This is a genomic window from Bartonella senegalensis OS02 (assembly GCF_000312545.1).
GTDB classification, from domain to species: Bacteria; Pseudomonadota; Alphaproteobacteria; order Rhizobiales; family Rhizobiaceae; genus Bartonella; species Bartonella senegalensis.
The window spans coordinates 79,505-101,408 of record NZ_HE997544.1 but is presented as its reverse complement, the minus strand read 5'-3'; the positions used below and the strand labels follow the sequence as shown (position 1 = coordinate 101,408).

Below are 21,904 nucleotides of genomic sequence, written 5' to 3'. Positions count from 1 at the left end.
TTACCACTTTTAAAAATCTTTGATTGCTTTTTTTGAAATCTAAGCAGCGCTAAGATATAAATGGCGCTGTTTATTTTTGTGCATTACAAAAAACGGAATGCAATAAATGCAAACTTTTATCAGAGATGAGAAAAATAGCTAAAAAATATCCCGATATAGTAAGAAGAATTTATTATTCTGAGTCTTTGCTTATACTTTATTTGTTTCTATTTTCACTTATACAAGTAGAAACTCTGATATCAATACTCAAACACCCAGATTTGCATTCCCCTCAAACAAGTAAATTTTACCAACAGCTACACAGCAGAAGCAAACAAACTTGCCAACAGGTTTCTATTGCACTGCTTGAACAGAAACCATATTTCAAGCAAGCAAGTGAAGAAAGATTCAAGCATATCTACGAGTGTTAACAATACTTCTGCTGCTGTTTTTGCTACACATCAAAAAGTCTTGCAGGATAAAACGCCCTCTCCCTCAATATCATACCCCCATCATACCCCCAATATGTATATGAGCGCATCAATACTATCCTGCTATTTTATTGAGCATCAAAATAGCGAAAATAAAAACCCTTGAAACAATGGCGTTTCGTGACAAAATAGAGGAAAATTCGTCTTTCAGTAAAAAACTTCAAAAGAACTTCAATCATGTGGAATAGTTTTCATCTCAGATAATGGTGTCGATGTTATAGAACGCAAAGGCGTTAAAAAATGGGCTTGATACAGGAATATCAGAGTTAATGAGTAGAGTTATGGCGACAATACCTACGACATACCAGTACATATGACCATAACAAGCCCCTCCTTGATCAAGACAATCAGAACCTGTTGAAAATGGCAAGCAATGCCTTACAAAACAAAATAAGGGCATATTGCGAAAATCTTATACAAGCAGAATTAAATCTCGAGACACAGCGTCCAAATAGTTGAGACATCAATGGAATAATACAAGTGGAAGAGAAGGAAAAGCTCGAGGAAATTTCCTTCCAGCTTTAGCAATGCCCCTCCTCTCATCACTCTCAAAAAAAAACGAGCAACTGTTTATAATGCAAAGGATAAAGAAGAATATTCTGTCGATGCACAGCCACTTACCTTATAGTATACCATAACATAAGGAAAATGCATCACCGACAACAATCCATACAATTTTCTAAAATATAAAGTTGAGGGCAATTCGCAACCTCTTATTTATAGGCATGCACCACCGCACAATGCCTTGATCTTAGGCTCTGACTTTAGCATCAAAAACTGCTCTAAACACATCACCATAAGTTCCACTCAATTTATCTTTAAAAAGTATATTTCTGATCAAACTGCTATCTATACAAAAAACCGACTAAACTTGTAGATGATAATAAAACCCAAATTCTATTATAGACCTTTCTTGATCTTGCAACAAAATCAAACTCTTACACGACAAATAGCGCACTGCTTGGTAATACTAAACGCGATATTTAACCATTGGATTTGCTGATGTTAACACTCAAAATAGAGTGTTAAACAAGATGCGCAATAACAATCTTTGAATCCAAAAATCATAAAGAGAAAGTTTTCTTCCTTTTCTCCTTACGACAAGAGGATCATATTGTCTTCGCACCTTTATCCACCAAAAGATGGCGCTGATACTCATATTTGCAACTTTCCAATATGCGCAATTCCCCCAACATTCACAATTCGATTGTAAGTAAGAGATGGAAAATACAAAAAGAGTAAAGTCTCAAAGAGAGTATGATCTTTTGGATACAAATGAAAAACGAACTTTTACTCCAAAAGACAGAGAAAAACCTAAAAAGAACACACGGAATGGTCATGCAGCACATCTGGCAGCATCCAGCATGAGAATGACCTGTATGTAAATACAGAACAGCCTCTTAGAAAATTTTCAAACAAAACACCACCACAGCCTCTACCAATCACACCTCAAAAATCAATAACACAAAATTATGAGCGATCTTAATAACCTTTGCTTAGCAATTTATACACACTGTTGCAAAAGCAAACCTTTAAACCCTAAGGACAACTTATATCATCAGTGCCTCACATTTTAAATTCCCCCAAATATCACTAGTTTTAAAGATATCAATAGTTTTCAAATCAACAGAAACTATCCTTTTCAAAGGCTGTGAGAAATGAGCAAACGTTTAACACAAAACAAAACTATATCATTTCTTTTTATTCTAAATTGAATTCTTTATGCCAAATTGAACATGATCAAAACTTTAATCATAACCCTACTTAATCATAACCCTACACAGATTGGTGAGATTTTTTAACTTGTCTCTATAGGATCTTGGATACAGCGGATATTTCATCCAACGGATCTTTGGTCAAAGATGACCTTAGCTTCATGCATATTGATCGCACAATACTTTGTTTCATGGTTATTTGCCTTATAAAATATAAACTTAAAAAACTATTGTCTCGAGAATGAACTGTACCAGCGGAATAGGTTAGCGCGTTTAAAAATACTTTATCTGCTCTCTTGAAATGTAAGCAGCACCCTATATGTTTTGTATTGTTGTTTATAAAAAAACAAAACGAATTAAAAAGTTTTATCTTTATGAGAGGGGAAATGCGTATAGGAATATATCCATATGAAAAAAAGTTTCTTACTCTACACCGTTTCAGGAATTCTCTTTTTCCACTACTCCAGTCTATCTTATGCTCTTGAAAGCACTGATTCAGGGTCTCATTCTGTAAGTCATTCACAGGAAAAAAATACGGGTGATAATTCACAAGTCATTCCACTTGGACAATCTGCATCTCAAACATCTGTGCCTAAGAAGAGAAGACGCTCTGGAGTTGAAGAGGCTACTCCTGAAACTTCCCACTCTATATCTGAACAACCTGCAAAATCGGAAAGCACCAATAACAATACACCTCAAAAACCTAAAAATCAAACAGCTTCCAACTCTAAACCTGAGCTTCAACTTGCTCGGATGAATACAGAGTCTAATGGTCAAAACGCTAAATCGAGAAGACGTCCAATTTTGGACCCCTCCCCTGCAAACTCCACCAGCGAATCTGCTTCTCGTTCAGCAGAATCGCAACAACCTAAAAAACCAGTAAAAGTTGAAGATGGAAAATCTATTGAGGTGGGAGAGGATCAAACTGTGATACAGCATAATGTTAATATTCACGACGATTATGTGGCCGTACATGCACAAGAAGAAAATTCACAAGTAAAGATTATAGGTGGAACGATTAGTTCAGACTTTATTGGGCTGAGTGCACTAGGGGGTGGAGTTATTGAGGTAACCGATATCACGACAACAGCGGTATCTGTTGGTTTGCTATCCACAAACGGCACAATCACCCTTAAAGATTCGACTGTAAATGTTACGGGTGATCACGGTACACATGGTATCGTTTTTCGAGGCATGTACAATCCCTCCGGCAATGGACAGACACGAAATGCTGGAACAGAAGGAAATGTTCACCACGAAAAAGACAGGCGCAATAAAGTGATACTCACCAATACAAAAGTTCTCGTTCCAAGCGGTATTGGCATTGGTGTTTATGGAACAAACGCGGACGGTGAAGTCATCCTTAAAAATTCAGAAATCCTAGCCGATATGTTAGTAAAAAATGATATAAATCCTCAAGACCTAGCGCATACCCTTACATTAAAGGCGGATCACTCTATTGTAGAAGGCAGCGTAAAAACATTAGCAGATAACAAAACACTCTTTTCTCTAGAAAACAACTCCCAATGGCTGTTAAAAGTTCCTAAAAAAAGAGAGAGCAGTGATGATCCATCTTATTTTCATGACATTGATGAAGCATTACACTCTAATCTTTCAACGCTGAGCCTCACGGATAGTAGCGTTGTGTTTGGCAAACCAACGAATGGACATTATCAATCCTTGTTTATCGGATCTCAGTCGCAGGAAGCAGAGAAAGCTCCCGGTAATCAGACAGTTTATGAAGCAAAAGGTGCTGCTGAGATCTATTTAAACTCTCAATGGAGCAACAATTCTCCAATTTATAAACAGAAAAGCGATAGAGTTATAATTGAGGGTGATATATCAGGCACTACAATTGTTCATGTCAACCTCTTGGAAAGTGGCAACAAAATAACCAGCAGTGCTGTTTGGCGAGAACAAATGGCTTCTCTCCCTCCAGCAGCACATGGAATTTCGCTCATTCAAGTTTCTGGAAAAGCTGATGAGAATTCTTTCAAGCTAGCGAGAGGCTATCTCACAATGGGAGGCGCACCTTATAAATATGTGCTCACGGCCTATGCACCTGGTACATCCGATGCAAGACAGAATCTCTTTGGTAATAATGATCAAAATTTCTGGGATTTTCGGTTGCAGAATGCCTATGTGGATAGTGATAAGAAAGTCAGAGCACTTTTGCCTCAGGTAGCAAACTATTTGGTTCTGCCCAACGGAGTATTTTCTGCTGGATTTTCTGAGGTGAATAATCAAAACATGCTGTTAGACAATATGCGTACAACAATGTTTGGAGCAGAACACCATAAAAAAAATGGCATCTTCTTATCCTACTATAGTGAAAAAGTTACCTTATCCTCTAATCGTGATCCGCTGCACTATGGTTATGGTGCTGATGTAAACTATGATGCCGTACAACTAGGGGCAATTATAAATGCTCTGGAAGGTAAAAATATCAGCACGCATTTTGGTCTTTTAGGAACATACGGAAAACTTACTTTTACTCCAAAGGATATGCAAGATTCTGAAAAGACAAAACTTGATAAATGGTCACTCACCGCTTATAGCAGCATCCACCATAGCATGGGTTTATACCTAAACGCGCTCCTTTCCTATGGAATGCTGAAAGGAAATGTGACCACAGCTCTCATTGGCAATGCCGCAAAATTAGATGGCACGAAAACATTAACTCTCTCTGCTACTGTTGGTCATAAATTAACAACTGCTCTTCAAGGCCTCATGTTTGAACCACAAGCACAATTTATTTATCAAAATCTCATGTTAGATGTACTCTCAGATGCTGATGGTTTGAGAGTTGATATGGGCAATCCGCATCAATGGTTGGTACGAATTGGGGGGCGTTTAACAAAAAATCTCACCACCATTGAAGAGGATGATAATCATGCTGTTTCCTTCTATGGAAAGTTGAATGTTCTTAAAGCTTTTGGAGACGGTGGAACAATAAAAATTGGTGAGAACTTTCACCTTGATCCTACGGGATCCTCAATTGAAGGGGGGGTAGGTGTTAATGCAAACATCTCTCAAAAAATTGTGCTCTATGGTGATATTAGCTACCGTCATAAGCTCCAAAAAGCCGGTGTATCTGGAACCAATTTTTCTGGCGGAGTACGCTATCATTTTTAAAACAAAACCAATATATAATTTTGTTCAAAGGCAGCAGGGTATGCTGCCTTTTCTTTATCTAATCTCTCTTTCTCAACAAAAATTTTGATACAAAAACGCTAAAAAATACCCCACTAGTGCGAGGAATATAATCAATACCCCTCTTTAAAAACCGACACGTATTTTTAAAGATGAGAGCCGACGCATATTTTTAAAAAAATCGAGCAACCAAAAAGAATCTCCTCTCTCTCCAATGTTACACAACACCCCTTACAACGTTGCCCCCTTGCATTGAGACGGTTCATAAGGCACATTTTTACTCCCTTTTTAAAGAGTTTTTTATCACACGCCAATCCAAGCTTGTAACATGCACGGAGATGGTTTTAATTGATTGAACATAAAACAGATTTGAGATGAGAGAACTTTACAATATTCGAGACTTTTATTTCAGTTGTAATAATTAAAAATTATTATTATAAATCAATATATTGATCTTTTAAAGAAGCACATATCACAAAACCATGCAACCAACTAGAATTGTGAAATATGCCCCAATAATCTTCGTTCTCATTTACACGATGAGAGAACCGAAAAACCAATATAGGCTAAAAAGCAACAGAAACTCTTTCTAAGGCATAGGAGGGAAAAAGCAAAGTAGAACTTATCACTTTACAGTTTTTCAAACAGTGCTGTATCTTTATGGCAAATCCTCTCAAAGAGAAACATGTATTTGCGAACATTGAAAAAAACAGAACTACCGCCCCAGAAAACAAAGCTGTCCTCTTTTTATAATGAAGAGTTTATGCATGAAGAGATATCGACCAATGATTTTGAGAGGAATAAATGAGATTTTTGGCAAGAATTTATTGCTAACTTTCTAAAATTGTCAATTTTCTAAGACAGTGTTGTGAACGAGACATGACAGAGATTTCTTAGGAAAAACCCTGTCCTCTAGCAACGCTCCAAAACGATGATCACTGTATTTATACACAGGCGATTTTACTGATAGGATATCAAAACAATAATCTCCTCGGCCCCAAAAGCTTCTGCCGAAAAATTCACTCTAATTGCCAAGATTGAGAATCAAATGATAACCTTGCTCTTCTTTATACTGATCCACTGATCATCTTATTTGATACTGCTTTTTGCGCAGAACCCTTTATTGAAAATAATAAGCTGTTAGGCTTTCCTTACATGACTGCTTCTTCTAAACTAATACCTTGTTCTAAACTAATACCTTGGTTTTAGTTCCCTCACATTCCTTCCCACTCAAGTATAACTTGCAAACCTTAAAGGGTGGTCAAGAAAGCAGGGGGGCATCTTACAATATAAAGAGCTCCTCAAATCCTCTGCAGTAGGATCATCTCAAACACATCTTATCACGAGAAAAAATATTTTCAAAAGATCACTAAAGATCGTCAAAACTCTTAAATAGAATTCTAAAGATGAGAGAATTATTCATCACCAATGACATAGCATGGATGATACCACACACCGGCGAACGCTTCCTGTCGTTTGCTTATCAATTTTTTCTATCATGCACAAATACGAACGAAATTACCGATAAAAAACAGTATTTTGTATAAAATATCCTATAAAAACACGTGCACCCCATATGAGACAAGAAGCCATCTCCCCCCCTAGAAAAGAAAGCAGCAGCCTCTTTCTCTTTCAAGCAACCTCCTCTTTTTTCCAAGGAGAAATTCCCTTTAATAAACTAAAAGAGCAATCCCATAACCCAAACAGAACTCACAAAACCATCCCGTCCTCAGTAAGCATACACTCTCTCAAGGAACAGATTTTTTGCAATGTCAAAATCATAAAATGCACCAATTGTCGTTCAAGAGATAAAACACTCAGAGACCAAAAATACCAAGGCTGTGAAACAAATTCACAATCCTCAGCATTTATTTTTAATAAAACATTTCAATCTCTGTTATGAATTACTTAGAATGCTCAATAAGCAGAATTGGATCACAGATTTCATCCATTGCTTTTGTGCGAAGGAAAATTCCCTTCAATCAACTAAAAGAGCAATCCCATAACCCAAACAGAACTCACAAAACCATCCCGTCCTCAGTAAGCATACACTCTCTCAAGGAACAGATTTTTTGCAATGTCAAAATCATAAAATGCACGAATTGTCGTTCAAGAGATAAAACACTCAGAGACCCAAAATACCAAGGCTGTGAAACAAATTCACAATCCTCAGCATTTATTTTTATGAAACATTTAAATCTCTGTTATGAATCACTTAGAACGCCCAACACTGAGCAAAATTGGATCACAAGTTTCATCCATTTCCTTTGTGCAAGCAGCTGTTTGCATAGCATACGAAAGATCATTCACTGCACCCAAATGGATTTGAAGCAATTCACTATTACGACGTAATTTTTCCTGTAGATCTGATAACAGGCTTTCGACTTCATTTTCAATATCTTCATTCATGTAGCGTTTTATATCGCCCATAGATTTATTAAGATCACTCAAGCCACGTGTTTTACATAAATTTATTTCTTCATAATCTGGAACACCGCTGCTCTCTAGCATGTTGCTTTCATAATCGATGACTTGTGCCAAGCTTTTAACGGCAGCGACAAATTTTGTCATTGCCCAATCACGATCAATAAGATCGTTATTAAAAACTTTTGCTTTTGATGCAAAACTATCATCACCATATTGCACGACAGACATTTTATTTCCCCTTCAACAGTATTGTTCAGTCTTTATCTCAAATGAGGAAGATTAAACAGCCCTTCTTTAATGCTGATATACTCGCTTTAATGCTTTGATATACTTGATTGAGTTCATTGTGCGCATATTAGTATCGACAACAGCACAACGGTTCTTAACAGCGGATATCTCTTCAATTTATTATAATATATGAAATATATTTCTTATTTCATATTTGATTCAAAACCGTCCAAAAACCGTCATTGGCGCGATACCAATTTTACAAAACGCTACAAATTCTCAAACCAATACGCAGCGGATATCATGAATTATCAATCTAAGAAGTTGCCTCCTATGCTGAACAAAAATGTGTTGCATAGAAAGAGAAAGATTGAGATTCTTTAAAGATTTCAGCATTTTACCCTCCATAGCTTTTGGTTTCTTATGCATCTGCCTCTGCACGCCATTTGACCACGCCCTCTGTACACATTTGGCATGACACAAGATCAGCTTGCACCACTCCAGAAAGCCCCACTCTCCTCACATGTTCTGTTCTGCAAATCACACAGACACACGAAGAAAACTCTCTGAATAAACCACACAATAATCTCAAAAAAGATATGACAAGACAGCTAAACAGCTGCAGATTTCCCTTTTTCAATTATCATTTGCTTTTCTTTGCACCGATCATACTATAGGATTTTTTAAATCCTTTCAAGAGTTTCTAAAAAAATACAAAATGCGACAATCCTTCAATTCATAAACGCTCAAATCTATCAAAGAGGGATGTTTTCATTCTTTTACTGGAAAGTAATTCTCTCGCATATCTCCAAGTAACGCACAATTTGCTATTAAGAGTGCTTCTTTTTACTCCCTCCACAAACAAGAAATCGTAAGCACAATAACCTGCTTTGCAAAAGCAAAGCTTCTGCTAAAAAATTCATCTTAACTTCTCATATTGAGAATTGAGCTTTTCTGTTACTCTGCTCTTGCAATAACATGATAATTTTATTGGATATTATTCTCTTCAGTGCAGAGCTCCTTATAGCAAGCAGTCCTCTTACGTTTTTTAAAGACTGAATGTTTCTAAAACGAACATCCTCACTGCTTGAGAAACCTCATATCCTTTCCTATTCAAGTATCACTAACGAAAAAAATGCTAGGCAAATATTAGGAAACACTCCCCAATTCTAGACGAAATAAAGCCTATCATCCTACGGCGACCTTATCATGGTTTAGTGCGAAAATCCTTAATAAAAATGGACTTTGTACCTAACAGTATTTTTACTAAAGGAGATGTTCTTTTATCGAATGATCTTATAGTAGCAGATTAATGACTCCTGGCAACTTACGAAACTAGGTTTGTATTGCTATATTAATATTATGTTTTGGCTGAAAGCAGAAGAAGTTCAACGTATTTTAAAGGCACTTATCGCAAAAAAACTGGAAAAATAAGCAGATTTATAGCTAAAAAAGAGCTTATATATCTATGATAATATCCTATTCATTGATATATTTACTAAAGGATCAATATTGCTACTGCAATCAAAACTAAAATCTGACTTATTTTGATAATTTCCTGCTTCAGCAAGAAATTTAAAGCATATTTCCTTATTAAATAATAAGTCTGCATTGCTGCCTTCAGACTAAAATAACAGGATCAATATTGACTTAAATTCTCCCCGTCATCAAGAATAGCAAAAATTACAGCATTCTTAACAAAAATAGACACAGTTCCCTATTACCTGGTTTTGACTTTATCCATTCTTAGCAAAAAATATTTATAAAAGAATAAGTGTAATATTATAATATAGGCTTCAAACGGGGTTTTTATAGAGATCTCATTATGTCTCTAAACGTTTAAACGTTCATTTAGAGGAGCTCTCATAAGCGTCTTTTCATTTTGCACTCAAATGTAATTTCTTTGCAAATGAGCTGGTCCATATTGGGTTGGTACAATTAATCACCCCAATTTGGGAGGCATTATCTTTAGAATGTAGCATTCTTTAAACATTGTCGCTTTTTCTAAAACTTTAGAAAAATCCCCATGCGTTTCGATATTATAACGCTTTTGGAATCTATCTTCTATTTTTATCTCATTCATAAAGTATAATGTTGTGAATTTCATACCTGTTGTGATGAGAGTGTCTGTAAATACTTGTCTATCGTTTTCTAATTTTTTAGTAAGCGCTTTAAAAGCGATATTGCTTTTTACCCCTTTAATGAACTAAACTTATAAGCTTATGAAAGTTTCAAATGATTACTCCTTTATTTAATAGGATGATCTGATGTTGCTATAACATCTTTAAATTTTACGCTTCTCAATTTTGGAAACATAATCTTATGTTTGATAATGCGATTAACAATCCAATCTTCAAAAAAAGATGTGATCTTAACTCTATGCGATTTATGTGATCGATCATTTTAAACGATTGCGTTTTAAACAATGCGATTTGTGCTATGATAAAAACGTATCATAAAATTTATGAACTCTTACGAATGATAGCTGAGTTTCATTTCATTTGAATGTTTACATGCGTTATAATATTTGCGTCATGATTTGCTTTTTATGCTCTGTTCATACATGGCAACTGTTTATCAAAAACGGTCATTTGAATTACCTATAAGAGTATGAATTCTTAAGGGAATTCATATAAAATAATTTCATGCAAATTATTGACTTTATTGTTTTTTTTGATATTATATCGAATATAAAATCAACTTGCCACAGGCATTAGTTTTTTCTCTATAAGTCCCTAAAAATTGCATTTTTTGATTTCCTGATTATACTATAAAATTTATTATACACAGAGAACATAAATTATATAGAATTATCAAACTGATATCTGAAGCAAAAAAAATAAAATACAATTAGTATAATACTATATTGAAAGTTCTTTACTGCATTTTCATTGAAAAACCTACCTTTTCCTCCCTTTAAGAACATCTTTATAGGAAACAAAATATATGATATTTTCATTTAAATTAAAAAAACGAGTAAGCAGTACCATTTCTGTTTTGCTTATCCGTATGAAAAATAAAACAATTTGTAATATCATTTCTGTAGAAACAAAAATTTTCCTTTAGCAAATACTTTTTTGAACATACATATTGTATCAAAGTGCGCTTTTAAATTTATTTAAAATGCTTGGATAACTTTAATCCTTGTGCTTGATAATGTGATCCAGAATCATCCTCTCCATACAGTACTGAGGGCCTATTGAGCATTTGTTCATACACTAAACGACCAATAATTTGACCATGCTCCAAGATAAATGGGACCTCATGGCTACGCACTTCCAAAACTGCCCTTGCTCCTTTTCCACCCGCTTCCATATGCCCAAATCCTGGATCAAAAAAACCTGCATAATGCACCCTAAATTCACCAACTAAAGGATCAAAGGGGATCATTTCGGCTGCATAAAGTGGAGGAACATGGACAGATTCTCGTGAAACTAAAATATAAAACTCATCAGGATCAAGAATGAGTTCCCTTTGACCACGATCAAAAAGAGGCTCCCAAAAATCTAGAATGTTTGCAACAGCACGTTTATCAATATCAATAACACTTGTATGGCGTTTACCGCGATAGCCCACAAGCCCATTTTCATCACCTTTTAAATTAATAGAAAGCCCAATACCTCCTGCACGAATATTAGGCAGGTTATCGGATATCAACGTCTCATCTCTATGCAAAGCATGCAGCTCAATTTCATTTAAATAACTGTGCCCCTTACGAAAACGAAGCTGAGATAAACATGAACCGGTACGCACCAAAATGGGAAATGTTCGTGGACTAATTTCAAGATACAGTGGACCATGATAACCTGTACAAATTTTATCGAACTCCTGAGCATTATCGGTGATCACGCGTGTAAAAATATCTAATCGTCCGGTAGAACTCTTAGGATTAGCGATTGCTGATAAAATGTCTGGTAAAGCTAAGCTTTCTAAAAGAGGAACAATATAAACACAACCTGTTTCCAAAACTGCTCCATCTCGCAAATCAAATTCGTGCAACTTTAACCGTCTGAGTTTATCTAGAACTTTTACATCAGCCCCCGGCATAAAGGAAGCACGTATACGATAGGCCTTTTCCCCTAAACGAAGATCAAGACTTGCAGGTTGTATTTGGGTTGTATCAAATGGCCAACGAGCTTTAAGAAAGTCATTATCAATCAAAGCTTGTATATCACTATCTGCCAAAATACCGCTTACACGCGTCATATGTTTTGCCTTCCATTTTTACTTCATTTCTTTTTTTGTCCTATATGATTGATGAGTGCAAGATGTTTTAAGGTGATAAGGATTTATTTGCTTCTCATTTTATCAATCCATTTGCTGCTATAGTTAATGCTAGAATGCCACAAACAATGAAACAGTATTTGATACAAAACCCTTTGAAAGTAAATTAAGTGTTATTTTGAACATGATATCTTTCCTACACTCTCATTCTTGAATGTTACATAAATAATGCTATCATACATCAGAACTGCTATAGAATTCTTAGGAATCTTGTTAGATTTATTATGATCATACGCCATCTTAGCGAAAATATTATTAATCAAATTGCCGCCGGCGAAGTTATTGAACGGCCAGCAAATGTTGTCAAAGAACTTGTTGAAAATGCCATTGATGCTGGAGCGACGCGCATTGAAATTGTTACAGCAAACGGTGGAAAAAATTTTATAAAGGTCAGTGATAATGGTTGTGGTATTCCAGCAGATCAATTAACTCTGGCTGTTTCTCGCCATTGTACTTCAAAAATTACCGATGATGTACACAATATCTGCTTCCTAGGATTTAGAGGAGAGGCTTTACCCTCTATTGGTTCTGTTGCTAAACTTAAATTAACCTCACGAACGCAAGATGCAGAGAATGCTGCCGAAATTATCGTGACAGCAGGAAAAATTGTCGGTCCCAAACCGGCTGCCGCAAATCCTGGAACAATCGTTGAAGTTCGTGATCTCTTCTTTGTCACACCAGCACGGCTAAAATTTATGAAAACTGATCGCGCTGAAACGAATTCCATTACCGATATGATTAAACGAATTGCTATTGCATTTCCGCATATCCGTTTTTCTCTTTCAGGCTCAGACAGAACTTCTCTCGAACTTCCTGCTACGGAAAATAACACTCAAGGACAATTACAACGTATTACACAAATTATGGGTAAAGAATTTGCTCCCAACAGTATCGTACTGAATGCTGAACGTGAATCAGTCCGTTTGACTGGATTTGCTTGTTTGCCATCCTTCAACCGTAGTAATAGCCTTCATCAATTTGCTTATGTTAATGGACGCCCAGTGCGCGATAAATTTCTCTTTGGAGCTGTCCGAGGAGCCTATGCTGACGTCATGACGCGGGATCGTTATCCTGTATCGATTCTTTTTATTGATCTTCCTCCTGCTGATGTAGATGTTAATGTCCACCCTGCCAAAGCTGATGTCCGTTTCCGTGATCCAGGATTCATTCGCGGTTTAATTGTTGGAGCAATTCGTGAAGCACTGCATCAAACTGGTGTTCGTTCTACTTCGACGCATTCTGAAGCAATGTTAGCTGCATTTCAAACACAACAACCATTGAAAAATTTCAAAAATATTCATCAGCCTCCTTCTTATAGCGGAAAACCTCATCATGTTGCATCCGCATCAATGGTGCACAAACCATTGGATATTATCAGCCCTGTTGGTCTTAAAGAAGATGCCCCTCCTCTTATGGAGGGCTTAGATACACCAAGCGGTGATGCCTACATTTCAAGCACTCCATTTGAAAGAGAAGAACTCTCGTATCCATTAGGAGCTGCCAGAGCACAAATCCATAAAAACTACATTATCGCTCAAACTCAAGATAGCTTGATCATTGTAGATCAGCATGCTGCTCACGAACGATTGGTCTATGAAGCACTCAAGAATGCCCTTTATTCTAAACCACTGCCTTCACAATTATTGCTTATCCCCGAAATTGTAGAACTCTCTGAAGAAGATGCAGCATGCCTTCTCACACACAAAGATGCTTTGCAGAAATTTGGCTTGGGGATAGAAGCATTTGGACCTGGTGCAATCGTTGTGCGCGAAACCCCTTCTCTATTAGGAGAAATGAACGTACAAGCACTTATTAAGGATCTTGCCGATGAAGCTGCTGAATATGATACGACAGATAATTTAAAAGCAATGCTTGATTATGTTGCTGCTACTATGGCTTGTCATGGCTCAATACGCTCAGGGCGTCTTTTACATCCTGAAGAAATGAATGCACTGTTACGACAAATAGAGGCAACACCTAATACAGGTACGTGTAATCACGGTCGTCCTACTTATATTGAACTCAAATTGGCTGATATAGAGAGGCTTTTTGGTAGAAAGTAAATTGCCACTCACCGTTTTTATAAAAAAATATTTTTTAAATTTACTCTCGACTTTATAAGGCATTTTATGACACTTTTCTCAGATTATCTCTCATACAAACAAGAAGGGATTATAAAGAATGTTTTCTAGTGGTGAACGCGAAGCAAAAATTCATTATTCCAATAATGGATATAAAATCATAGAATATGGAACTTACACCCTTTGTGCCGTCAGTGGACAAAAAATCTCGATAGATGACTTGAAATACTGGAATCATCACCGACAAGAAGCATATGCGAGTTGCGAAATTTCTTATTATCGCGAACTTGAATGCAATCCGTATCTCAACCAACTATTAAAAGCCCAGAAAAAATAACCTCTTGAGAATTTTTAATTCAACTCTTTGCTTCAAAAAATGTAAATTAAAGGGAATAGCTGCGTTCTTTAAAACGGTTCATGACCTCTTGAAGCAGCATACGGCAAAAATCTTTTTGAGAAAAATCAACTGTAACATCAAGTACAACAAGATTTTTTAAGTCTTGTTGTATTCTATTTTTCTGTATGCGTATATAATCTTTAGCCGTTGTAGCTAGCCATAAATCGTGTATTTTAGCCTTTTGGACAAGATTTTTTAAATCTGTATCAGTGAAAAAATAGTGATCCGGATAAGCGTAAGCTTGCACAACATGGCCAGAAAGTTCTTTAATGGATTTAAAAAATTTATCTGGATTGCCAATTCCTGCAAATGCCAAAAATGATTTTCCTGCAACCTTATCAGATGCTAATGATTTGAGGCGAGCATGATGCAAGGATTTCCCCGTACGATTGATGAGAGAAGCAATATGATCACGCACCTCTGAATGCCCAATCAATAAAACACTATCCATCAAAGAAAACTGTGTTTTTAAGGGAACACGCAAAGGCCCTGCTGGAAAAACAGCTCCATTACCAAAACCACGCATTGCATCTACGACAAGCAAAGCATAATCCATATAAAGACGACGACTTTGAAAGCCATCATCCATTAAAATAAGGTTACATCCTTCTTTTTTGAGTCGTTTTGCTGCCGCATAACGGTCAACTGCTATAGCAACAAAAGCATGCCGCGCAAGTAAAAGTGCTTCATCACCCACATCATGCGCATTGTCACGCTTCTCATTGACAAGATGTATCCCCTTAACCCTTCCGCCATAACCACGTGAAACTATACCAGGCACGAAACCAAGCTCTTTTGCCACTTTTGCAAAAGCAATAACAACCGGTGTTTTTCCGGCACCACCACAAGTGAAATTGCCAATACACAAAACAGGAAGATCAATAACAGGGGAGTGCCTTGCCATACGGCGACGTGAGAAATAAGCATAACCCCAAGAAACTGGAGCAAATAAAAAACGCAAAAAGCTGTTCTTTTTCCACCAAAAATGAGGCGCGCTAAGATGCATATCTATCCCGATACTGACTTAAACCTGTTTGTATTACAAGAGGTTGCAAAAACGGATCAAGAGCCTTTAATGTGCGTTCGAGGGCACCCGCCATACCTGTTGCTACTTCATAGGCTCTCTCAACCATTTCGCGCCGCAACGCTTCATTTGTTAAAAGCCTATATACCTGAATAGCAAGCTGTCTTGTATCTTGGACCATATATGCTGCATCACACGTAAAAAATTTTTCAAACATCTCTTGAAAATTTGAAACGTGAGGCCCCGTCAAAATAGCTGAACCAAGTAAAGCTAACTCTAATGGATTGTGTCCACCCTCTCCACATAATGACTTTCCAAGGAAAGAGACTTTAGATAAACGAAGGAAAAGCCCCATTTCCCCAATCGTATCTCCTAAAAAAACGTCTGTATCCCTCTCTGGAGCAAGAGAACTGCTTCTACGAATAAAATGCAAACCCTTATGACCACATTTTTTCATAAGATCTTCTGAACGCTCAGGATGACGAGGAACAACGATTGTCAATAAATCTGGTAAATAATTTTTCAGAATCTTATGAACCTCAAAAGCAATTTCTTCTTCTCCTTCATGGGTTGAAACCGCCGCCCAAACTGGGCGATTGCCAATAGCATCACGATAATGCGCAAGCAATGCTTGATCTTCCACCCAAAAAACATCAGCCTTAAGATTGCCAGAAAGGGCAACAGACTTTACTCCAAGTGCATGATAATAAGCAACATCTCTTTTATTCTGAGCAAGAACTAGGTCAATATGTTTAAAAATATGCCTAGCAAGAATAGGTCGTTTTTGCCAGGCTTTAAAAGAACGTTCAGACATACGCGCATTAACCAAAATCTGCGGAATGCGCCTTTTGGCAAGTTCTTTAATACGAACAGGCCAAATTTCCGATTCACAAATTAAGGCTAAATCAGGCTTCCAATGATCGATAAAACGACGCACTGCCAAATCTAAATCCAACGGAGCATATTGATGAATTACCCATTTCCCAAAATGCTTTTTTACAAGGGCAGAGGATGTTACAGTCCCTGTTGTCATTAATATATTAATTTTTAATGATAAAATATAATTAATAAGCGGAAAAAGAGCAAATGTTTCTCCAACACTCGCTGCATGCAACCAAATTAATGGGCTTGAAGGGCGTGTTTTATGGCTTTTACCTAAACGCTCTTTTTGGCGGTGCCACTCTTCTTTTCCACGAATAGTACGAACAAACAAATAAAAAGGGACTATAGGACGTACGCAAAAGCCAATCATCCGATAGATGAAAAAAGCCGCGTGTGCCTTTAGTTCTAACATCTAAAATCACCTCATTTGTTCGTTTTGGAATTTTTATAAGCTTTCTTGTTAAAAAATTTATCAACTCTGTTCATTGCTTACAATTTTTTTAACTCACAAAACACCATTTATATTTTGGAGAATAAAAACTCTACCCCTTGAAAAGAATTTAATATCCAAAGAAAAGCTGTAGTTTTTTTCGCATATTGGTTCAATTTTTTTCTGTAGAATAGGATATATACTGGAATAATAGGGCAAAAAGACAAGTTGGCTATATAATAATCTCTTCTCCAATTTCATATGCTTTTTCCTGTAAGATATCCATAATCAAAGCTGCCTTTTTCTAAACTTAAGGACATTTAAAGTTTTAATAACACTTATCTTTCCTTTTATGAACATGATAGGATTTATTTTATTCTATCCGAATCTAGCGTAATTTTAAGCTCTCACTTTATTTATGCACCAAAAGAATGAGAAAATATAATAACAAACTCTTCATTTTGAAAACAAAAAAAGGATCTCATGATGTGCTATTCATAAAAAAAATGATAATAAATCGATGATTAGAAATCAGCACTGTGCGCCTTAGCAATATCATCTAAGCTTTTTAACTAAAAATTGATCCCATAAACAAAACACAGATACAACCAATATACTAAAGATAAAAACTCGCATTTCGAATCATATTTACATCGGAGAATACTGCTTTTTCGTCAAAATGGCTTTAAAATATACTGCTTGTTTTTCTGAATTACTCAACTCATTCTAATCCAAAGGGAGAAAATTCAATCTTTCTGCCCACATATCAGTCAAAACAATAACGATTAAATATTCAAGCTTTATTCTGCATCACCGTTTTCTAGATCAAGAAGCCGATGCAAATCTAAAATGTAATAACGTTGTAATGCGTTGTCGACACTGCTTTGTGCTTTCGCCTGCCATGCCTCTTGGGCTGATTGGTAATCGGGGAAAATACCCACCACATCTAGATCGTCAACATTCTTAAATTGATTACTTTTTAGGTTTTTTAATTCTCCACCAAATACAAGATGCAAATATTGTTTTTTTTCATTGTTTTCAATCATGTATGTCTCCATATTATCTAGAGATTTTAGCGCGTTTTTATGTGATTAAACTAACTTTACTTGACGAACAATATCTATCATATTTTGACAGCAATTATTTTTACCAGCAACTAAAAATCCATATTGATAAGGTTTAACCCCATACAATAAAAAAGAGCCATCAAGTGGTAGAATACACCCCCCACATTCTTGCAAAATAAGATCAGCAGCAGCAATATCCCATGCATGACAATTCGGACGAACGAACACAATATCGATCTCACCTTGTGCGACAAGCACAATACGATAAGCAAGAGAAGGAATGTAACGGTAAAAATTAACTTGATTACAAAAATCATCCGATAATTTTTGAACAAGTGATTCATCAAGAGAAACTTTATATTTCCCATTAGCCTGAGATGGCAAAAGAGGAAGCTTTATACCATTTAATGTCGCCCCTCTCCCCCTAACAGCTGCATAAACATTTCCTTGAGCCGGACACTGTACAACACCTATGATAGGACGTCCATTCTCAATAATGGCAATAGAAATACACCAATAGGTACTGCCAGAAAGAAAACCACGCGTTCCATCAATAGGATCAACCACAAAAGAGCGCTCATAGACCCGTTGATTCCGATTATCTTTCGTTTCTTCTGAAATCCATCCATAATTCGGACGTGCGACAAGAAGCCTTTCTTTTAAAAAGTGATCAACTGCAAAATCTGCCTCACTGACCGGTGAATTTCCCTCTTTAATCCAAACATCCAATTGACATCCAAAATACTTCATCGCTAAATCCCCTGCTTCTCGACAAACATCAAGTAAAAGATTTAGATCAGAAGAATGATGCGTGTTATTTTCCTGCAAGTGTCATCCCTTCAATTAATAATGTCGGAGCAGCTGTACCATAACGCCGATCAATATCGCTCGCAGGTGTTAAATGTGCTAACATATGGAGCAGATCAGAACCTAACGTGACTTCGCTCACTGGATAAGCGATCTCACCATTTTCAATCCAAAAACCCGAAGCACCGCGACTATACTGGCCAGTAACAAAATCAACGCCATGCCCAAATAATTCTGTCACATAAAAGCCATTCTGCAAAGCTTTTATCATATCGTGAGGTGATACTAAACCCGGCTCAATAGCAAAATTGGTACTCGCAGGCTGAACAGACGATGCCGAACGCACACCGTGACCATTGGTTTTAAGACCTAATTCACGCGCTGACGATGATGAAAGAAGCCAATTTTGTAAGACACCATTTTCAATAATATGCAATGTTTGCCCTTCTACCCCTTCTCCATCGAAAGGACGTGAAGCATTTCCCCGTAACCGCAAAGGCTGATCTGTCACATTCACATCAGGCTTCATCACCGCTTTTCCCAAAAAATTTTGTAAAAGACTTGTTTTACGAGCCACAGATGCTCCATTCACCATGTGCGCGATATGCCCAGCAATTCCACGAGCCGTACGCGGGTCAAAAATAACATCAACACCCCCAGTCACAGCACGAACTGCTCCCAAACGTCGAACTGCACCTAATCCCGCATTTCTGCCTACAGTTTCTGCTGCTTCTAAATCAGAAAAATGTAAGGCAGTCGTATAATCATAATCCCGCTCCATTGCCGTCCCCTCCCCAGCAAGTGCACTGCAAGAACGTGAAAAATAACTAGAGCGATAGGTTCCACAAAAACCATCGCTGGTTACAAGAACAAATCCGCTACAGCCATAAGCTGTCGCCGCTCCTCCAGAATTGCTTACCCCTTTAACATCAAGAGCTGCTGCTTCCATTTTCAAAGCATCTTCTGTTAAAAAATGACTGCTTGGAAGAAAATTATCAAAAAGGTCAAGATCTTTAGGATGCGTAGCCAAATAATCTTTATCTGCTAAACCTTCAAATAGACTGTCCGGGGAAGCTTTAGCCATCGCAACAGCACGTTCTGCTAATTTTTGCGGAGAAGTTGCTAAATTAGCAGAAACACTTGCTACTTTCTTACCAACAAAAACCCTTAACGTAAAATTATCACCCTCTGAAGCTTCTGTCGATTCGACTTTTCCAAAACGAACCGATACACTGGTAGAATGTGCGCGAACAATAACAGCATCAGCAGCATCTGCCCCAGAACGTTTTGCCTCCTCAACCAACGAAGCAGCTTTATCAATCTGGTTCTTGTCAGTCATCATGGCTCCTTTTAAATATTAATCATTTCCACTGATAAATAACTTGGCAAAATTATACAAAAATGTAACTCTTGTATGCTCATCGATAAAAAATTATGCACCATTCATGCATTTTTTCCTTCAATGAATTAAACAGCTCCCTTTTAGCCGCTTTTTAAAAAGGTGCAACATGTTGTAAATTTCCTAAGCTTCAACCTTTTCAATTCGCTTCTACCATTCCATCAAATAACTCTCACACTAAGAAAAGATCGTGCAATAATTTCCGACCTTAACCAAACATTTTCAAGCACTTCAATCATTACAATGACAAAATAATCTAAACATTTTTTTTAAATTCATTGTCTTTGTGAAATGTTTATCGCTACAGAGTAGCTTTCTTCTCACTAAGAGCGCGACGACTCATTGCAAGCATTGCATCGCGAAGGTGTAATTTAATTTTCGATCCAATCATCCTTCCAAAGAAGGGAGACAGTAAGCCAAACATCGTTACCGTATGACGAATTTTGTTGTTTGGAGAGCCAGGCTCCGTTGAAGTAATATATTCATGATCAAAGATCATGCGTGTAAAAGGAAGTTTAGCATAATCAGAAAAACAAACATTTTTTATCACTTTATCAAGTGTAAAGGTCACTTTTGATCCTTTTTTAGGCTTCATTTGTCCTACAGTTCCTGCTTTGAAAGGTCCCAAAAGTTCTACCCACTCAAGTTCATGATCCCATAAAGGCCAATGCGGAACATCTTCCCACAGAGCCCAAATTTGCTCTGCACTTGCTTGTGTATTAATTTCTTCGCTATATGTCCATTTAAACATTCAGGTCCTCCTTTGTAAAAATCACTTATGTTTAAGTACATCAAAGGGTCATGTCAAAGTGACCATTAAGCTATAATAACAGTAGGATGCTTAAAAACTGTCACAGTTTATTTATTCTGCAGTGATTAACATATGCTATATCTTCAAATTATCAGATTAAAAATAGAAATATTCAGGATAGAAAAATTTCTTAAATGTAAACTCTTTACTCTTGCAAATCAGCTGTAAAAAGAAACTGCTACCGCGAAGTTTGCTAACCTGCAATCTTTTTCTCAACACAGTTGCAATCCCTAGCTTATAGATACAATAAATAAAGATATGAGTTCTTTCTTTCTCATATTCCCCAAATCTAGATTATTTAAATGCTCCACGCTTGTTTCTAACACACATAAAATATGCTACTTTCATTTTCTTTAGTTAAGAACCAAAAATCTCATCCCTCTCAAATTTTGGAGAATTTTTATAAAACATTACGAAACGTGAGCTGAAGCCAATTGATCATTTTAAACTCTTACTCTAACCAAATAAAAGCCTTCAAGCTTCTCAAAAAAAATTCCCAGGAAACAAGATAAATAATTTACTTTTAGGTCACCATTGCTTTACGAATTCGGGCTGCATCATAAGCTGTAATCTCAAAAAACTCGTCGTGCTAACATTCCCCAATAAGGATTGGTTAAAAATCCAAGTCTTTGAACTTCTTTTAAAACAACCGATTATGCTTGTTTATTAAAAATAACCCTTTTTCGAAACGGGGCGAAATGAGGTGCTTGCTCAACTTGATAAACAAAG

At 36.7% G+C, this 21,904-nt stretch carries 12 protein-coding genes; 3 read left to right on the top strand and 9 right to left on the bottom strand.

The features are described from left to right. Window positions 1-666 precede the first annotated feature (666 nt). Window positions 667-840 carry a hypothetical protein gene (locus BN200_RS09300; RefSeq protein ID WP_154645995.1) on the bottom strand — a complete coding sequence of 58 codons (174 nt, stop codon included), beginning with the start codon at window positions 838-840 and terminating at the stop codon, window positions 667-669. Between the two features lie 1,753 nt (window positions 841-2,593). On the opposite strand from BN200_RS09300, the gene BN200_RS07920 reads away from it, so the two are divergent. Further along, window positions 2,594-5,320: an autotransporter outer membrane beta-barrel domain-containing protein gene (locus BN200_RS07920; RefSeq protein WP_019222027.1), complete on the top strand. Its 2,727-nt coding sequence runs from the start codon at window positions 2,594-2,596 to the stop codon at window positions 5,318-5,320. A gap of 2,229 nt (window positions 5,321-7,549) precedes the next feature. Here the strand turns inward: BN200_RS07920 and BN200_RS07915 are convergent. Both BN200_RS07915 and BN200_RS07910 read right to left on the bottom strand, forming a co-directional pair. Next, complete coding sequence (locus tag BN200_RS07915; RefSeq protein ID WP_019222025.1) at window positions 7,550-7,993, bottom strand: hypothetical protein; 444 nt, start codon at window positions 7,991-7,993, stop codon at window positions 7,550-7,552. A gap of 3,114 nt (window positions 7,994-11,107) precedes the next feature. Then, complete coding sequence (locus BN200_RS07910) at window positions 11,108-12,199, bottom strand: 2'-deoxycytidine 5'-triphosphate deaminase (protein WP_019222021.1); 1,092 nt, start codon at window positions 12,197-12,199, stop codon at window positions 11,108-11,110. A gap of 302 nt (window positions 12,200-12,501) precedes the next feature. On the opposite strand from BN200_RS07910, the gene mutL reads away from it, so the two are divergent. Next, window positions 12,502-14,340 carry a DNA mismatch repair endonuclease MutL gene (gene mutL / locus BN200_RS07905; RefSeq protein ID WP_019222020.1) on the top strand — a complete coding sequence of 613 codons (1,839 nt, stop codon included), beginning with the start codon at window positions 12,502-12,504 and terminating at the stop codon, window positions 14,338-14,340. 118 nt (window positions 14,341-14,458) lie between these two features. After that, a complete protein-coding gene (locus BN200_RS07900) occupies window positions 14,459-14,695 on the top strand; it encodes a DUF2093 domain-containing protein (RefSeq protein WP_019222019.1) in 237 nt (78 codons plus the stop codon). Between the two features lie 46 nt (window positions 14,696-14,741). On the opposite strand, the gene lpxK is transcribed toward BN200_RS07900, so the two are convergent. The 6 genes from lpxK to BN200_RS07870 all read right to left on the bottom strand — a co-directional run bounded on the left by lpxK (window position 14,742) and on the right by BN200_RS07870 (window position 21,115). After that, a complete protein-coding gene (lpxK, locus tag BN200_RS07895) occupies window positions 14,742-15,761 on the bottom strand; it encodes a tetraacyldisaccharide 4'-kinase (protein WP_019222018.1) in 1,020 nt (339 codons plus the stop codon). Next, window positions 15,751-17,073, bottom strand: a complete 1,323-nt coding sequence (gene waaA / locus BN200_RS07890) for a lipid IV(A) 3-deoxy-D-manno-octulosonic acid transferase (protein ID WP_019222017.1) — start codon at window positions 17,071-17,073, stop codon at window positions 15,751-15,753. Before waaA ends, lpxK begins: the two co-directional genes overlap by 11 nt. An 818-nt stretch (window positions 17,074-17,891) precedes the next feature. Then, the gene (locus tag BN200_RS07885) at window positions 17,892-18,137 is read right to left on the bottom strand and encodes a DUF4170 domain-containing protein (RefSeq protein WP_019222016.1); all 246 of its coding nucleotides are present in this window, start codon (window positions 18,135-18,137) and stop codon (window positions 17,892-17,894) included. A 45-nt stretch (window positions 18,138-18,182) separates the two neighbouring features. Continuing rightward, window positions 18,183-18,986: a 3'(2'),5'-bisphosphate nucleotidase CysQ gene (locus BN200_RS07880; protein ID WP_019222015.1), complete on the bottom strand. Its 804-nt coding sequence runs from the start codon at window positions 18,984-18,986 to the stop codon at window positions 18,183-18,185. Beyond that, entirely contained in the window at window positions 18,973-20,304 is a 1,332-nt protein-coding gene (locus BN200_RS07875) for a TldD/PmbA family protein (protein WP_019222014.1), read from the bottom strand. The genes BN200_RS07880 and BN200_RS07875 overlap by 14 nt, the downstream gene beginning before the upstream one ends. Before the next feature lie 361 nt (window positions 20,305-20,665). After that, on the bottom strand, window positions 20,666-21,115 hold the full coding sequence (locus tag BN200_RS07870; RefSeq protein ID WP_019222013.1) for an SRPBCC family protein: 450 nt from the start codon (window positions 21,113-21,115) through the stop codon (window positions 20,666-20,668). Window positions 21,116-21,904 lie beyond the last annotated feature (789 nt).